Genomic DNA, 17,021 nt, shown 5'->3' on the forward strand with positions numbered 1-17,021 from the left:
CCTTTTTACATTAGAAATCCGCTTTCGAGTCTCATCGGCAATGCTGAGGAAAGCCCGGTCTGGAAAAAATATCAGTGAAGATGGAAACGGGACAGCTCCCGCCGTCAATTTATCTTGGCATGACCCGGGCAGCCCTCTCATATTTTGTAAAACAGAATAATTTTCACAGAATGGGGTGTTGTTCATGCCTTGTATCGACGGGAAAACGTATCTCGACCGAATCGACGGGCTGCAATCGGATGTCAGAATCGACGGTTCGAAAATAACCGGGAAAATATCCGAACATCCGGCATTTAAAGGGGCCATGAAAAGCCAGGCGAAATTATACGATATGCAGTACGAGAAGGCCTGCACCAATATACTGACATATCGATCGCCAAGCAGCGGACAGAAAGTCGGAGCGACTTATCTCGAGCCCAAAACGAAAAGAGATCTGGCAAAAAGAAGAAAAGCTGTCCAGCTGTGGGCCCGGCAAAATGCCGGGATGATGGGCCGTTCCCCCGATTATATGAATACCGTCGTCATGACCTTTGCCGCCTGCGCCGATCTTTTCGCCGACGAACGATGCAGCCGGAATATGCGCCGTTTCTATGAATACTGCCGGGAGAACGATATTTCGCTGACTCATACGTTCATTCAGCCTCAGGTGAACCGGTCGTCCCTCTACTTTGAAAATCCGTCCGATGCGATTGCCGCGCGGATGATTGCCGAAAATGATCGGGGAATTGTCATTCACGGCGCCCGGCTGCTCGCGACACAGGGCGGCATGACCGACGAGATTCTTGTCTTCCCCACCGGCGCCTTTCACTTTGACGACGCTTATGCCTATGCTTTTTCCATCCCTTCCAATACACCGGGCCTGAAGTTCCTCTGCCGCGAGTCTTTCAATGACAGAGAAAATGTATTCGACCATCCGTTAAGCGCACGATTCGAAGAGATCGACTCCATCGTTATTTTTGATCACGTCACGGTTCCGTGGGACAGGGTCTTTCTGCACGGAAACACGGAAGTTGCGAGTAAACTCTATACAGAAAGCGGATTTATGCCTCAGCAGGTGCACCAGGTGACAGCCAAGAACATCGTCAAAACCGAGTTTGTACTCGGCGTCCTGCAGTCCCTGATTGATGCCATCAATATCGAAGAATATCAGCACATTCAGGAAAAAGTCGCAGAGGTCATCCTTGGGCTTGAGACACTCAAGGCGCTGCTGACGGCTTCGGAAGTCCACGCGTCGATCGATCAGTGGGGAACGATGACGCCGGACCGCCACCCGTTAATGGCCGCCATGAACCTGTATCCGCGCATCTATCCGCGCTTTGTCGAGATCATGCAGCTGATCGGTGCAAGCGGGCTCGTTTCTATTCCGACGGAAAAAGATTTCCAATCGGAGTCGGGAGCCGACATAAGGAACTATCTGCAGTCGTCCGACCGTGACGGATATGAAAAGGTCAAACTGTTCCGGCTCGCCTGGGATTTGTCATTAAGCGCATTTGCCGGAAGGCAGACCCTGTATGAGCGCTTCTTTTTCGGAGATCCGATCCGGCTCGCGAGTGCGCTTTACCGTGATTACGATCGCACTGAATTTGTCAGACAGGTCAGCGATTTCTTGAAGAGAAAAGAATAAACGGGACTTCGGCCGGCAGCTCTGTCCGTCCCCTGCCGGAATTGTCCTTCCGCTCACATCGGCACCGTCGACTGACGTCCCTAATACCTTGTCCCGCCAGCGCAGCGGACAGACAATGTAAACGGCGATAGACGGGGCACGGCCCGCTTCGCCTGAAATCGGCTTTAGGAGGCTCAGGGAAAAAGGCGGGTATTCAGCGGGCATCTAAAAAACATCCATGGAAAAGACCGCCTCCTAAATTAGGCGGCGGTCTGAATCCGGCGGGTGTTTTTCCTTTGCCGGGAGAACGGCAGGCCTTTTTAAGACGACCTGCCTCAGCATGTTATTCCGATTATCTTTCTGCCAAAGGGAATTGATCCATGTATAATGTGTAATAAAGTCCCTTTTCTCTCAAAAGTTCGCGATGGGTCCCCTGTTCTGCAATCTGCCCGTTTTCGACGACAAGAATTCTATCGGCGCTGCGGATCGTCGACAGCCTGTGGGCAATAATGAAACTGGTCCGCCCCTGCATCAGCCGCGACATCGCCGCCTGAATCCGTCTCTCGGTCTGCGTATCGACGTGGCTCGTCGCTTCATCCATCACCAGTATGGCGGGATCAGTCAGAATCGCCCGTGCCACCGTCAGCAATTGTTTCTGCCCTTCGCTCAGTTCCTCACCGTTTTCCTGGAGAAGGGTTTCATAACCCTCTTCCATTTTCATGATAAAACCGTCCGCATTGGCCGCCCGTGCCGCCTGTCTGACCTCTTCGTCCGTCGCGCCGGGTTTCCCGTAGCGCAGATTTTCAAGAATGCTGCCTCTGAACAGATAGGTATCCTGAAGAACAATGCCGAACAGCCGGCGGAATTCCGACCGTTTGTAATCGCGGATATCCACGCCGTCGATCCGTACGGCGCCCTCACTGACATCATAAAAGCGGGTCAGCAAATTGATAATCGTCGTTTTTCCTGCACCGGTCGGCCCGACGAGCGCTATCGTCTCACCGGGACGGGCGTGAAAATCGACATGTTTCAGAATCGGGTGCCCCTGCTCATAATGAAAAGAAACATCGTCAAAAACGATATCTCCCTTGAAATTCCCGACTTTTCTCGCATCTTTGCGATCCGGCTTTTCCTCTTCCTCATCCATAATATCGAATACGCGTTCCGCTCCCGCAACCGCGGATTGCAGCGTGTTGAAGATGCTGGCCACATCGTTAAGCGGTCTGGAAAATTGTCTGGAATACGTGAGAAAACTGGCAATCATGCCGACCGTAATCATGCCTTTGACTGCCAGAAAACCGCCTACGGAAGCAACCGCAGTAAAGCTCAGGTTATTGATCACATTCATCATCGGCATCAGAAAACCCGACCAGACTTGTGCTTTCGTGCCGACGTCCGTCAACCGCCGATTAATCTCCGTAAATTTTTGAATTTCCTTTTTTTCATGGCTGAACGCTTTAACAACGCTCAATCCCGAAATCGATTCCTCAATGTGGCCGTTCAATGTTCCCAGCTCCTTCTGCTGCTCCACAAACAGCCGGGAGGTCCTCGACGCGATCGTCCGCGTCAGAAGAAAGACGAGAGGCACCGAAATCATGCTGGCCAATGTCAGGATGGGACTGATCCAGATCATCAGGATAAATGAACCGGCAATCGATATGGCATCGTTCATCAGCTGGACGGTCGACTGTGAAATCGTGACGTCCACATTTTCAATATCATTGGTCAGCCGGCTCATGATCTCACCGTGATGATGGCGATCAAAAAAGGCGATCGGCAATTTTTGCAGTTTATGAAATAAACCGTTTCGCAGGCTGATGACAATCTTCTGGCCCGCGGCAGCCATGATCCATCCTTGAAAAAATGTCAGCAGGCCGTCCAGAAAATAGGATAACCCCAGGATCAGCAGAAACATGATCAACAGGGTAAAATGAACGCTATGGCTGTGCAGCCCGATCTGGTTGACGGCCAAACCGATAACGTACGGGGTGAGCAGCGTAACCGCCGTATCCACAACGATCAGCATAAACACAAAGAGCAGCGTCTTTTTTTCAGCGGCAAAATAGGTCCGGAGCCTGCTCAAAGTTTTTTTCATATTCTTCGGTTTTTCGACGGGAGCAAAACGCGCCGGCCCCCGCCTTCCCCGGTTTCTTCCCGACAATGTCCGGCCGAAATTCGGCATATCCCGTTGTCTGTCAGCCATTTTCATTGCCTTCTTCCTCAAACTGCGTTCCGTAGATTTCCCGGTAAAGAGCAGATGTTTTTAGAAGACGTTCATGGGTGCCGATCGCTTCGATCTTCCCGTTGTCAATCACGATGATTTTATCGGCATCGATCAGCGAAGCAATTCTCTGGGAGATAATAATACAGGCCGGCCGATCGGCAAGGCTTTTCAGTTTTGTCCTGATCTTTCTGTCCGTGCGTGCGTCCACCGCGCTGGTCGCATCGTCAAGAATCAGTATCTCAGGCCGCCGGATTAACGCCCGTGCAATCGCAATCCGCTGCTTCTGGCCGCCGGAAAAATTAACGCCTCCCTGACCGATGATCGCGTCATATCCGCGCGGCGTATGACGGATAAAGCCGTCCGCTTCCGCGGCAACCGCTGCTTCGAGAATTGCTTCGTCACTGGCCCTTTCATCGCCCCAGCGTATGTTTTCGCGCACGGACCCGGAAAAGAGCAGCGACTTTTGCGGAACGACGGCCAGTTTTCTTCTCAGGCGATCCTCGCTGTACGTTTTAATATTCCTCCCGTCCAGCAGGATCTCTCCCCTATCCGGGTCGTAGAAACGCAGGAGCAGATTCACAAGTGTTGTTTTTCCGGAAGCGATCGGTCCGATGATGCCCACGGTCTCCCCGGGATTGACGGTAAAACTGATATCTTTAAGAAACGCTTGCGGCCGTTCTGCATTTTTCACATATGAAAAAGAGACATGGCGGAAGACCAGCCGGCCTCTCTGCGCATCTACGGCTGATTCGCTCCGGCCTTCAGAAACCGAGTCGGGAAAACGCATCCCGTTTTTCTCCCGCATCACCTCGCCGATCCGCTCGGCCGAAGCCCTTGCTCTGACAAACATGTTAAAAGCGTTGTTGACGACCATAATCGCAAACAGGATCTGCATCATGTAGTTAATAAAGGCAATGATTGAACCGACCTGCATCGTTCCGTTGTTCACGCCGATGCCTCCGAACCAGATAATGGCAATAATTCCCAAGTTCACGGTCAGGTTGACGAGCGGTCCGAAAAGGCTGCCGACTTTGGCCGCCGAGGTCGACAGATTGCCAAGGCTGCGGCTGTTTTCCCGGAAACGTTTCTCTTCATATGAAAAACGGCTGAACACTTTGACGACGCGGACGCCGGAGAGATACTCCTGCATCGACATGTTGACATGATCCAGCGCGGACTGCACGTTCCGATAAAAAGGATAGCTGATTTTCATATTCAGATAGATCAAAAGGGCAATGATCGGGACGATCGCGGCAAGAGTGACGGAAAGCCGCGGATTGAGACGGATCGCCATCAGCAGGCTGCCGATGCCGACGATCGGCGCTTTCATCATCACCCGCATCAATCCGTTGGCAAAGGTCTGTACCCGGGTGACATCGTTCGTCAGCCGGGTGATCAGCGTACCGCTGGTGAAGCGGTCGATATTCCTCTGAGAAAATCCCTGAATCTTTATATACAAATCCTGTCTCAGATCCAGCGCGAATTTCTGCGAAACATCGACTGAAAGAACATTTCGTACGCTGGCACAGATTGCGCCCAGAAATGTAATCAGAAGCATCAGCAGCCCGAAATGAATAATCAACGAAGTATCCGAGCGGGCAACTCCTTTGTCTACAATCTGAGCCATCAAGGCGGGCTGCATCAGATCCGCCAGCGCTTCGCCTGCCAAAAAAACAATGGCAATCACAAATTTCAAGCGGTATTTCTTCCAGTATGTTTTCAAATAGTTCATCCGTGCCCTCCTCACAATTCCATTTCTATTTTTGTAACGGGCAATGATCCCTATGCATCTGTTTCATTTTTTGACAGACCTTAACACAGACGCGAACTCCGCCGGCCGGCAGCAAGCGGCTTGCCCCGGGATATACCTTGCCGGTTTCCGGCCATGCAGCAGCCGGTCCGCTGAATAAACAGCAAGCATGCCCGGTGCAGAGAACTTTTCCAGCAGCGGAAAAAGACATGATTTTCTTCATGGGCGTCATTGCGGAGGAGATAAACCGTACAGCAGTTAAACCGAACCGGATGGCTGCGTCGCACGCACAAAACCCGGGGAATGAAAAGAATTCCCGTAACAGCGGATCCAATAAAGGCAGCACCAAAAATAAGGCCGGATGATTGAAAAATCTCTCCGGACGGATCCGTACAGGGATGCCTCACAAGGTTTAAAAATGCCGGTGCAGCCCGACTTATAAGGATTCCGTTCATAAACATGCCGGACCGACCGCGAATCATTTCTTTCCCAGACAGACAAAAGCAATCCCTCTTTCTGAAATGATGAACGATTATAACGTCATCGTATCATAGAAAGCGTCTATCTAACATGAATAGAATTATAGATCATGGACATTTTTGTCTTTATATTCAGTCGGACTTACGCCTTCAAGCTGTTTAAAGACCCGACTAAAATAAAATTCATCGACGAAACCAAGATCCAGTGCAATTTCTTTAATCTTTTTGTCTTCTTCAATGAGCATTTCTTTCGCCTTATTGATTTTTATCTGATTAAAAAAAGCAATGACTGTATATCCGGTCATTCGTTTAAATATCCGCGATAAATAAGCAGGAGAAGTATGGACGAATTGGGCCAGCTCTCCCAGAGTTATTTTTTGATCGATCTTTTGGTGCATATAATGAATCGCGCTTTTAATCTTTAATCTTTGATTCATGCTCTGTTGATCAGGCGTTTGGTAAAGATCGAGGAGTAATTGCTGAAAATAAATCAGCGATTGGCATTCGAACTGGGGCATCTTTTTAGTCCAGCAGTCAAACAATCGCCGAAAATGACGCTCAACGTGCCGGGAATTTGCCATCTGCTGAACCGGCGGGAAAGGCAGGGGACCGTCCTCTTTGTGAATCTCCCATTGATTGTCGCAGGTTGAAATAACAGCATAGCTGAAATGAACGGTGATACAGTCGACCGGTCCGTTTATTCTGAACGACTGCAGGGTATGAGCGGGTACATAGAGAAGTGTTTCATGATGGACAGGATAGCTTTTCCGATCAATGGCGAAGCTGCCTTCCCCGCGCACGAAAAAAATAAATTCATGGTGGGTCAGGATACGGCTGACTCCCCCGCTTTTTTTGCGCATGCTCGTGCGTTTCCATTCTTTGCAATAATGAAGCTGAAAATAAAGACGATCAATATTCATTGTTCCTCCCGATCGATAAACATAAAGGATACCTCGCGATCATCTGCGCAGGCACTACGCGTATCTTTCATTATTATAAACAGCATAGACTTAAAATTATTTCAGCGTATGATCATGTTATTTTTTCCGAATGACCGGAACCTAACATCTCATAGCCGAGCAACGCCATCTCAAGACAATAACGCCTCTGCGGTTCAAAAAAATTGTCTCCAAGCAGATCGGCCAGTTTTTCTAAACGATTATACAAGGTTTGTCTGTGTATAAACAGCTGCCTGGCTGTTTCTCCTTTTGAACCCATGTTTCTGAAGTAAACATCCAGCGTTTTGATCAGATTCAGATGATGTTTGCCGTCATAGGCGATCAGACTGCCTAATTGATCGCTGATAAATGTGATTAAAAACGGCTGCGGCACGGCTTTCAGCAACTGATAGATCCCTAAATCATCGTAAAAACAGCAGTGTTTCATCGACGGCACCGTTTTCGACAGCTCAATCACCTGACAGGCTTCGTTAAAACTTCTCCATGTTTCAAGGAGTTTCTGACTCGTTTTTCCAAAGCCGGCGTGAAAGGCCAGCCTGCCCAAGACCTGCTCAATATATTTTTTCAATCCCTCAATAAGCGCCCGAATGTTGTCTTTTAATAAAATGGCGGATTCACCGTTTAATGTTTCTTTCGCACATAAGAGATAGATCTGATTGCTTTTCATCATGATCAGATGGTACATCCGGTATTTTTTCAGAAGAGAGCGAATCAGAACGAGAATATCCTGATTCATCGCCTCCATCTGCTCCGGTCCCGCCTCGGTCACGTCATGTTCGAATTCAATGATTCCTCCGATAAACAGATAGTTTTCTCCATTAAGTTCCGGAAGCCCCATACGCATTTGCGCCTGCTCTTCGCTTTCTATTCTTCGACTTAAAATATCCTGTATCAGCTCATTCTGGTTTCTCAATATTTTTTCTTCCAGAAACTGCGTGCGAAGCAAAAGCGTCGCCACGGCTTTGGCAGTATAATCGCTCAGCAGCATCATGTATTCCGTCGGGTGGCTCTGAGGAAGAATGATGCCGACATGAGAAAAAACCTGCCCGAAGCAGACAACAGGCTGAATCAGGAAAAAGCGGCAATCGTCCATTTTCAATACGCTCGCTTCCCGCAAGGAAATCAGATCGTTCTTTTTCTCTTTGTAAAAGGCACTGAACTGTTCAGCAGACTTTTTATCGACTTCAGGATAGAATTTGTTCATCTCGGTTGAGGAAAGATAAACAACCTGACTGGACGTGTATGTGTGCAGCAGGCGGAGAACTGCCGGGATATCCGTGCTCTGCAGAATAATCTGCTGCTGCTTCCGGGAAAAGCGCTCAAGGTTTTTCATGACTTCAAAATGCCGGTTGATTAAAAAAGAATGAATGTCCTGCGTGATCTCTTCAAAACGCACCGGCTGTCTGAAAAGAATCAGCGGAAAATCATATTTATTGCAAAGTTCAATAATTTTTTCAGGAATTTGATCAATGGTGGTCCCGAACTCAATGCACAGGCCCGCGGTCTCATGGTCGATGATCTGGAGCATATAGTCGAGCCCTGATTCAACCGACCGTTTCAGCCAGAGGCCGGTGGTCAGAATCAGATCGTTTTTGCTGACATAAGGAGCGGCATGAGTGATTTCCAATATGTGAACCCAGCGGACTTCGCGATAGATTCCTTTTTCTCCGGCAATCAATGCCGCACGATGAAAAAGCGGCCTTTTTAGAACATCTTTAATACAAAATGACATTTCTTCGACCATAGCAGCCACCCCGATAATGTATATAATATTCCTCATGATGTAATATCATATTACATTCAATGCTTTTGTCAAGTAAACTGTCAAAAAGAGTAGACAAAACGTATGATGAAATAATGACGCTTTATTTGTACTATTCTTAATAAAGAATAACATACACTGCACAACAATAGGACGATATGGATCCTGCAGGCATTCCGAAAAGCAGAATTTATTCGTGAAGGACGGCATTGGATCCGGACAGAAATAATCTCGGGTGTGTGATTATTCGGCTGATTTGGGAATTTATAAAATTTCGGGAGGAATGGAGAATGATTATCGGTATTCCAAAAGAACTGAAAAACAACGAGCGTCGTGTGGCGATTACCCCGGCCGGAACGTACCACCTGGTCCGTGAAGGCCATCAGGTGTACGTTGAAACGCTGGCCGGTGCAGGCGCAGGATTTACAGATAAGGAATATGCGGAAGCGGGGGCAGTAATCACTTCTGCCGAAAAGGCATGGTCGGCGGAAATGGTTATTAAAGTCAAAGAACCGGAACCCGAGGAATATCATTTTTTCCGCGAAGGTTTAATTCTTTTTACCTATCTTCATCTGGCACCGGCGGCCAGTGCCGAATTGACCCGGGCGCTTGTTCAGAACAAAGTGGTGTCGATCGCCTATGAAACCGTTCAGCGTGCAGACCGCGTACTGCCCCTGCTGCAGCCGATGAGTGAAGTGGCCGGAAGGATGGCCGTGCAGATCGGTGCCCAATATCTTGAAAAATTCAGCGACGGGGCGGGCAAGGGCATCCTGCTCGGCGGTGTACCCGGAGTTTCAAGAGGCAAGGTGACGATTGTCGGCGGCGGCATCGTCGGAACCAACGCCGCAAAAATTGCCGTCGGTCTCGGCGCTGATGTAACAATTCTTGACATCAGTGCCGACCGGCTTCGTGATCTGGACGACATCTTCGGCACCTCACTGAACACAATGATGTCGAATCCGTACAACATCGCTGAAGCAGTTAAAGACGCCGATCTCGTTGTCGGCTGTGTGCTGATCCCCGGTGCCAAAGCTCCGAAACTGATCACCGAAGAAATGGTTGCCTCCATGCCTGAAAACTCGGTGATTGTTGATGTCGCTATCGATCAGGGCGGGATCGTTGAAACCTCGGATCACAGCACCACGCACGACGATCCGACCTTTATCCGGCACGGCGTCGTCCATTACGCCGTTGCGAACATGCCCGGAGCCGTCCCGAGAACGTCGACTCTGGCCCTGACCAATGTCACTATTCCGTACGCCGCCAAGATCGCGGCCAAAGGCTATGTCAAAGCCTGCCTGGAAGATGAGGCGCTTTTGAAGGGCTTAAACACTTTGGACGGCTATGTCACTTTTAAAGCCGTCGCGGAAGCACACGGATTGGCCTATAAAGATGCAAAAGACTTGCTGGCAAGCGTCAGCCGCGCCTGAAATCGAGAACCGCCGCTTCAGTGCCAAAGAAAAACACTGCTGTTGTTCAAACAGCAGTGTTTTTCTTTGGCTCGTCCTCAATAACCGTTCTTCTTTATTTTTCAAGCCACTCCGTGTGGAAAATACCGTCTTCATCGACACGCTGATACGTGTGAGCGCCGAAATAATCGCGCTGGGCCTGAATCAGGTTTGCCGGCAGCTGTGCACGGCGATAGCTGTCATAATAAGCAATCGCGGAAGAAAATGCCGGAACCGGAATACCGTCTGTCACGGCAATCGAAACCACGCGGCGGAGCGCATGCTGATACTGATCGGCAATCCGGCGGAAGTACGGATCCAGCAGCAGATTCGTCAGTTCGCTGTTTCTTTCATAAGCATCGGTAATTTTCTGGAGGAACTGAGCGCGGATAATGCAGCCGCCGCGGAAAATGCCGGCGATCTTTCCGTATTGGAGATCCCATCCGTACTCCCGCGATGCAACGCGCATTTGGGCAAATCCCTGTGCGTATGAAATGATTTTGCTTAAATAGAGCGCCTGACGGACGTTTTCAATATATGCCTCTTTATCTCCGTCAAACGGATTCAGTTCGGGTCCCTTCAGCACTTGGCTGGCCTGCACGCGTTCTTCTTTCATCGCCGATATAAAACGCGCGAAAACCGACTCGGTAATCAGAGGCAGCGGCACGCCGAGATCAAGCGCGTTTTCGCTTGTCCATTTTCCCGTCCCCTTTTGACCCGCTGTATCAAGAATCATATCGACAAGCGGCTTGCCGGTTTTTTCATCTATCTTCGTAAAAATGTCTTTTGTAATATCGATCAGATAACTGTCCAGTTCCCCTTTGTTCCACTCGGAGAATACGCGATGCAGCTCTCCGGCATCGAGGTTCAGGACATGTTTCAAAATAAAGTAGGCTTCGGAAATCAGCTGCATATCGCCGTATTCAATACCGTTGTGCACCATTTTAACATAATGGCCCGCGCCGTTTTCACCAATGTATGTACAGCACGGCTCACCGTTTACTTTGGCTGAAATGGCCGTCAGAATCGGTTCAACCAGATCGTAGGCTTCTTTCTGGCCGCCGGGCATAATAGCCGGCCCCTTGAGCGCGCCCTCTTCGCCGCCGGAAACCCCCGTTCCGATAAAATGAATGCCCGCCTCGCTCAGCTCTTTATTGCGGCGGATCGTATCTTTAAAAAACGTATTGCCGCCGTCAATCAATATGTCGCCCTTTTTCAGCAGCGGTTTAAGCTGAGCAATCGTTGCATCGGTCGGGTCGCCCGCTTTCACCATCAGCCAGATCTTCTTCGGTGATTCCAGTGAATCGACAAGCTCCCGCAGGCTGTACGCAGCCGTGATTTTCTTTCCTTTCGCCTCATTTTCCATAAAATCGTCCGTGCGTTTCGCCGTTCGGTTAAATACCGCTACGGAATAACCGCGGCTCTCAATATTCAGAGCCAGATTTTTGCCCATGACCGCAAGTCCAACTATGCCTATTTGCTGTTTTGACATTTTGTCACGTTCCTCTCTCAGTAAAGGCGCAAGCCCGTTACCCTTGTTGTCCATTAAAAATACGTTTGGTGTCTATCCTTCTCTAATCACCGGACAGTCTTAGTGTACGCGATTCGGCAGACCGAATGCAAGGAGAAGGTTCGGGCAAGCCCGCCGATCCCTTTTTTTGCGGATCCGCTCATCGAAAAGCGTCCTAAAATTACAGACAAATTATCGGCGATCATGCATCATTCATTTTCCTTAATCCATAATAATATATGTTTAAAACCCAATTATCAACAATCAGGAGGCATTGAAAATAATGCAGGGCACATCAGTCAATCCGAATCCAAGCACCGAACAGATGAACCACGGCGGACATGAGGTTTTCGATGTTCATGAAGTGCTGTCGGGAACGATCGGCACATTGAATTTATACATGCTGCTGCGTCAGCATGTAAAAGATCCGGAACTGCAGGATATGATGGACCGCCACTATCGATTTATTCTTGATGAATACAATCTGACTTGCGAATGTTTTAAGACGGGGCAGAAACCATCGAAACGGACGGAACCTTATATGATGAAACAGGACAACCAGTTCACATACGGTCTGAAAGCGTCTCAGCCCAAAAAGCCCTGGCAATCCCCGTCGGAAATTTCCGATGAGTTCATTGCCGGTTCCCTGCTCGGCGCCGCAAAATCCGCCGCATCGGCAAAAACGATGGCGGCGCTCGAATCGACCAATCCGGTTGTCCGCCGCGTGCTTGCGGCATCCGTTCCAAACTGTATCGAAATGGCCTACGAGCTTTCGCTGTACCAGAACAAACATCAGTATTATCAAGTCCCTCAGCTCGCTCAGCAGGATATGCAGCAAATGCTCAACCTGTATGCACCCGCCCAGGCACAGCCTCAATTGTCTTCAGCGGGAACGGCTCATTAACACGGAACGGATTTCATGATAGGCCTGTAACAGAGCCGGCTCGGTAAGAACGGCCGGCCGTTGGCAAAGTGGCGGTGCAGGTCTGTCTGCATCCAGCCTGTTTAATAAAAAAATCTGCTTTCTTGTACTCAGCCGTGTCCGAATGGACATGGCTGAGATTTTTGGAACCGATACATTTTCGACAGGGCGAAGTTCGTCCGACAGACGATTCGATACTATGCAGCATTTGTCCTTTTCACACAGAACGGTTTTTTCCAGTCAGCGTCAATGCTTCCCTTCAAAAAACAATCAGTACCATACGCTTTGATTCTCTTACAGCTGATTCAGCCAAAGATTGTAACTTGCGTCCGAAGGCATCCGCCAGTCTCCGCGCGGCGACAGGCTGACCGTCCCCACCTTCGGACCGTCGGGAATCGCGGAACGTTTGAATTGCTGAGTAAAAAAGCGTTTGACAAAAATTTTCAGCCATTTCCGGATCGTTTCCTCCTTGTAGCTGTCCGCAAAGGCCATTTTCGCAAGAAACAGGATCCGATCCGGAGCAAATTCGCTTCTGACAAAATAATAAAGGAAGAAATCGTGAAGTTCATAAGGACCGACAATCTCTTCGGTCTTCTGTGTGATCTGTCCCTCGCTGCTTTTCGGGAGCAGTTCCGGAGTGACCGGCGTATCAAGAATGTCGATCAGGATCTCGGCGATTTCTGACGTTGCCTGTTCATGGGCAACATAATCGACCAAATAGCGGACCAATGTTTTCGGAACCGAACAGTTAACTGCATACATCGACATATGATCGCCGTTATACGTACTCCAGCCAAGGGCAAGCTCGGACAAGTCGCCCGTGCCGACCACAAGACCCGCTTCTTTGTTGGCAATATCCATGAGAATCTGCGTCCGTTCCCGGGCCTGCACATTCTCATAAGTGACGTCGTGAACGGCGGGATCATGGCCGATATCCTTGAAATGCTGCAGACATGCAGCAACAATATTGATTTCACGAAAATCGGTCTCCAGCCGATGGCAAAGTTCGACTGCATTATGATACGTCCGATCCGTCGTGCCGAACCCCGGCAGAGTCACGGTGACGATATTCTTGCGGGGCAGTTCAAGCAGATCAAATGTTTTTACAGCAACAAGCAGCGCCAGCGTTGAATCCAGCCCTCCCGATATACCGACCACCACCCGCTTAAGGCCGGTGTGCTCAACACGTTTCGCCAGGGCCGCTGTCTGAATAGCGAATATTTCCCGGCATCTTTGCTGCCTCTGTTTTTCATCGGCGGGAACAAACGGATGTTTGTCCACATTCCGGTCGAAGCGGCCGAAATCCGTATCATTGAACGAGAAAGCAATCTGCCTTACCGTCCACGGAACGAGCGGGGCTGCCTCGCGAAAACTGATATTTTTCACCCTTTGTAAATTGAGCCGGTCAACATCAACAATCGACGTGACCACTTCATCTTCACGCTGAAAACGGGCATTCGTCCGCAGCATGTTGCCATTCTCGGAAATAAGCAGTTCTCCGCCAAAAACAACATCCGTCGAAGATTCGTAAATCCCTGCCCCTGCATAGATATAGGAAGACATACACTTAGCACTTTGGGAAACAACGAGCTGTTTCCGATAATCCGACTTACTGACCACCTCGTTCGAGGCAGACAGGTTGCCGATAATGTTGGCCCCTCCGAGGCTCAGATAACTGCTCGGAGGCACGACACTCCATAGATCCTCGCAGATTTCAAGCCCGAACTGAAACAGGCCGTCTCCAAACAGCAGGTCGACTCCGAACGGGACAGCTTTCTGGAAAGACAGATCGACCGTCCGATCAACGATTGCTCTGCCCGGCGTAAACCAGCGCCGTTCATAATACTCCTCATAGTTGGGAATATAGCTTTTCGGAACAATGCCGAGAATACGGCCGTTAAAAACGAGATAGGCACAATTATAAACAGCGGTATGCAGATTGAGCGGCGCGCCGACCGCGATCAATGTATCTTTGTCAGCCGAATAAGTGCAGATTTCCTGCAACCCCCGTTCGGCCTGATCAAGAAGCAGCTGCTGCAAAAAAAGATCGCCGCAAGTATAAGACGTGATGCAGAGTTCAGGAAATACAATGAATTTTGCCTTTTCCCTGATAGCGCGGTCAATACACGCCTTGATATGAAGTACATTGAAGTCGATGTCGCCTACATGCGTCACCGGACAAGCCGCCGCAACTCTGATGAAATGATTGGATGGCATGGCGAAACCCCTTTTCATAGCGATATCGGAAAGAATTTCATCTCTCTCTTTTTATAGAATGTCCTCACGTCTCCTCTTCGCAGCCTCCGCAAAAAAAGCCTCCCCATTCCCAGAGAGGCGCGAACGCGTTTTTTGAAGATGACAGACGGATAAACCGCTTGGAAACAGAACCATTAATTATGTTCATTCTAAAGCGGGCCATTTTGTTTGTCAACGGCACGGATCCCTTCGCAAAGGGGGAACTGTCCGTGCAAATACGATCCTGTCGGGCTGAGCAGCGATACGGCTTTATAAACGGCGATTTGAAACGACAGGCTCATGAAGTGTCTGATTTTAATGATCGAATGCTGCGCGAGCGATCAGATAGTCCGAAATGCTTTTTCCAATGTTCTGAATCACAGCCAATGCTTTCTGTCTGTCGGCAAAATCGCGGGTCAGAACGGCTATCGATACGTCATGGCGGCGGTATGAGAAAAAGGCAGCATCATGATCGATTTTCTCCATCTCTCCGGTCTTGTTATACACAGAAACAGGATTCGGCATTTCATCAAAAAGTCCCGGCAATTTATAGCGGAACTGCTGGCATAAAAACCATCTTTTGACTTCCGCCGGATAAGGCGATTTACCGCTGAAAATCCGGCGAATGCTTCGACAGGCATCGCGTGCGCTGATCAGGTTCTCGAGCCCGGCCGATTTTGCTGCCTGATCCATCAGCTTACGTCCAAGCAGCGTTTCGGCGTAACCCCGATCGCCGATCCACTTCTGAATACGGCCGATGCCGAATGTGTCAATAAGCAGATTGGTCGCCGTATTATCGGAGACATTGATCATCAATGCCAGAAGATCGCGGATCGGCCACGCACGGCTGCTTAATACTTGCAGGACGCCCGAACCGCCGACGATTTCACGGTCCCCGAGCCAGACTGTCCGGTTAAGAATCGACGGGTCTGAAAAAGCTCGGTCGCAGACGTACAGCAGGATCGGCAGCTTGATCAGACTCGCCGCCGCCATTGGAACAGATGCGTTCAGAGAGAAAGAGAAACCGTCCGATCCCTCGGCCTTAATTCCGATCCGGCTTCTGAACGGCGCGGAAAGAGCGTCGATCTTTTTCGACAGTTTTTCATTTAATTCCGGCACCCGGCCTCGCCTCTGTTTCCGATATGTACTTCCGGGCCTGCCGTTTTCGGCCGGTGCAGATGGCAGGCCGCAAAGTGCCCCCGCTCTATTTCCCGAAAAAGGGGCGTTTCTTTTGCGCAGATCTCCATTGCAAAAGGACAGCGCGTCCGAAAGACACATCCGCTCGGCGGATCGATCGGACTCGGCAGTTCCCCTTTCAGTAATATCCGTTGACGGCTCTCTTCCACATCCGGGTCGGGAATCGGGATCGCCGAAAGCAGCGCCTCAGTGTAAGGATGAAGCGGACGTCGATAAAGTGCTTCGCTTGAAGTTAATTCGATCAGATGGCCGAGATACATCACACCGACCCGGTCGCTGATGTATTTAACCATCGACAGATCGTGCGCGATAAACATCATCGTCAGCCTCTTTTCTTCCTGAAGTTTTTTTAGCAGAACAACGACCTGGGCCTGTACGGAAACATCAAGCGCGGAGATCGGCTCATCGGCAATGATGAAATCCGGATTGAGCGCGAGCGCTCTGGCGATGCCGATACGCTGACGCTGACCGCCGCTGAACTCGTGAGGATAGCGGCTCAGGCAGCTTTTACTCAGGCCGACTTCTTCCAGCAGCCCTTCTACTCTTTCCCTGCGCTCACGGCTGTTGCTGCAGGTTCGGTGAATATCCATCGGTTCGGCAATCAGATCGAGAACGGTCGAACGGGGATTCAATGACGCATAAGGATCCTGAAAAATCATCTGCATCCTGCGGTGAAATCGGAAACGCTGATCGCGATCCATCTGATCGACATTGTCCCCATTAAAGAAAATTTCGCCTTCTGTTTTTTTATAAAGGCCGATGATCGTGCGTGCGAGTGTCGACTTTCCGCATCCGGATTCCCCGACAATACCCAATGTCTCCCCGGGAAGGATCGTCAGACTGACGTCATCGACCGCTTTCAGAAACCGATGGTGTTCAATTTCGAAATACTTTTTGACATGTTTAATTTTAAGGAGCGGATGTTCTGCCAT

General features: G+C 49.7%; 11 protein-coding genes. 3 read left to right on the plus strand and 8 right to left on the minus strand.

Annotated features, from left to right (window positions below; translation table 11 throughout):
* The first annotated feature begins 184 nt into the window (after nt 1-184).
* Complete coding sequence (gene hpaB / locus OYT88_RS09540; RefSeq protein ID WP_274399575.1) at nt 185-1,624, plus strand: 4-hydroxyphenylacetate 3-monooxygenase, oxygenase component; 1,440 nt, start codon at nt 185-187, stop codon at nt 1,622-1,624.
* A 331-nt stretch (nt 1,625-1,955) separates the two neighbouring features.
* Here the strand turns inward: hpaB and OYT88_RS09545 are convergent, their stop codons facing one another.
* From OYT88_RS09545 to OYT88_RS09560, 4 genes are all read right to left on the minus strand, one after another.
* Nucleotides 1,956-3,806, minus strand: a complete 1,851-nt coding sequence (locus OYT88_RS09545; protein WP_274399576.1) for an ABC transporter ATP-binding protein — start codon at nt 3,804-3,806, stop codon at nt 1,956-1,958.
* A complete protein-coding gene (locus OYT88_RS09550) occupies nt 3,799-5,559 on the minus strand; it encodes an ABC transporter ATP-binding protein (RefSeq protein WP_274399577.1) in 1,761 nt (586 codons plus the stop codon). The genes OYT88_RS09545 and OYT88_RS09550 overlap by 8 nt, the downstream gene beginning before the upstream one ends.
* A 598-nt stretch (nt 5,560-6,157) precedes the next feature.
* Nucleotides 6,158-6,976, minus strand: coding sequence for a helix-turn-helix domain-containing protein (locus tag OYT88_RS09555; RefSeq protein ID WP_274399578.1), 819 nt, complete (start codon nt 6,974-6,976; stop codon nt 6,158-6,160).
* Nucleotides 6,977-7,088: 112 nt separating this feature from the next.
* Nucleotides 7,089-8,759: a PucR family transcriptional regulator gene (locus OYT88_RS09560; protein WP_274399579.1), complete on the minus strand. Its 1,671-nt coding sequence runs from the start codon at nt 8,757-8,759 to the stop codon at nt 7,089-7,091.
* Nucleotides 8,760-9,067: 308 nt separating this feature from the next.
* On the opposite strand from OYT88_RS09560, the gene ald reads away from it, so the two are divergent.
* Nucleotides 9,068-10,207, plus strand: coding sequence for an alanine dehydrogenase (gene ald, locus OYT88_RS09565; RefSeq protein WP_274399580.1), 1,140 nt, complete (start codon nt 9,068-9,070; stop codon nt 10,205-10,207).
* A 94-nt stretch (nt 10,208-10,301) separates the two neighbouring features.
* Here ald and gnd read toward each other — a convergent pair whose 3' ends face one another.
* Complete coding sequence (gnd, locus tag OYT88_RS09570) at nt 10,302-11,717, minus strand: NADP-dependent phosphogluconate dehydrogenase (RefSeq protein WP_274399581.1); 1,416 nt, start codon at nt 11,715-11,717, stop codon at nt 10,302-10,304.
* Between the two features lie 301 nt (nt 11,718-12,018).
* Here gnd and OYT88_RS09575 point away from each other — a divergent pair, with 301 nt between their 5' ends.
* Nucleotides 12,019-12,639 (plus strand): spore coat protein, encoded by a 621-nt coding sequence (locus OYT88_RS09575; protein WP_274399582.1) that lies wholly within the window; start codon nt 12,019-12,021, stop codon nt 12,637-12,639.
* A gap of 312 nt (nt 12,640-12,951) precedes the next feature.
* On the opposite strand, the gene OYT88_RS09580 is transcribed toward OYT88_RS09575, so the two are convergent.
* The 3 genes from OYT88_RS09580 to OYT88_RS09590 all read right to left on the minus strand — a co-directional run bounded on the left by OYT88_RS09580 (nt 12,952) and on the right by OYT88_RS09590 (nt 17,021).
* The gene (locus tag OYT88_RS09580; RefSeq protein ID WP_274399584.1) at nt 12,952-14,874 is read right to left on the minus strand and encodes an NAD(+) synthase; all 1,923 of its coding nucleotides are present in this window, start codon (nt 14,872-14,874) and stop codon (nt 12,952-12,954) included.
* Nucleotides 14,875-15,207: 333 nt separating this feature from the next.
* Entirely contained in the window at nt 15,208-16,011 is an 804-nt protein-coding gene (locus OYT88_RS09585; protein ID WP_274399586.1) for a serine hydrolase, read from the minus strand.
* The gene (locus tag OYT88_RS09590; RefSeq protein WP_274399587.1) at nt 15,999-17,021 is read right to left on the minus strand and encodes an ABC transporter ATP-binding protein; all 1,023 of its coding nucleotides are present in this window, start codon (nt 17,019-17,021) and stop codon (nt 15,999-16,001) included. Before OYT88_RS09590 ends, OYT88_RS09585 begins: the two co-directional genes overlap by 13 nt.

The organism is Sporolactobacillus sp. CQH2019 (assembly GCF_028765345.1).
GTDB lineage: Bacteria > Bacillota > Bacilli > Bacillales > Sporolactobacillaceae > Sporolactobacillus.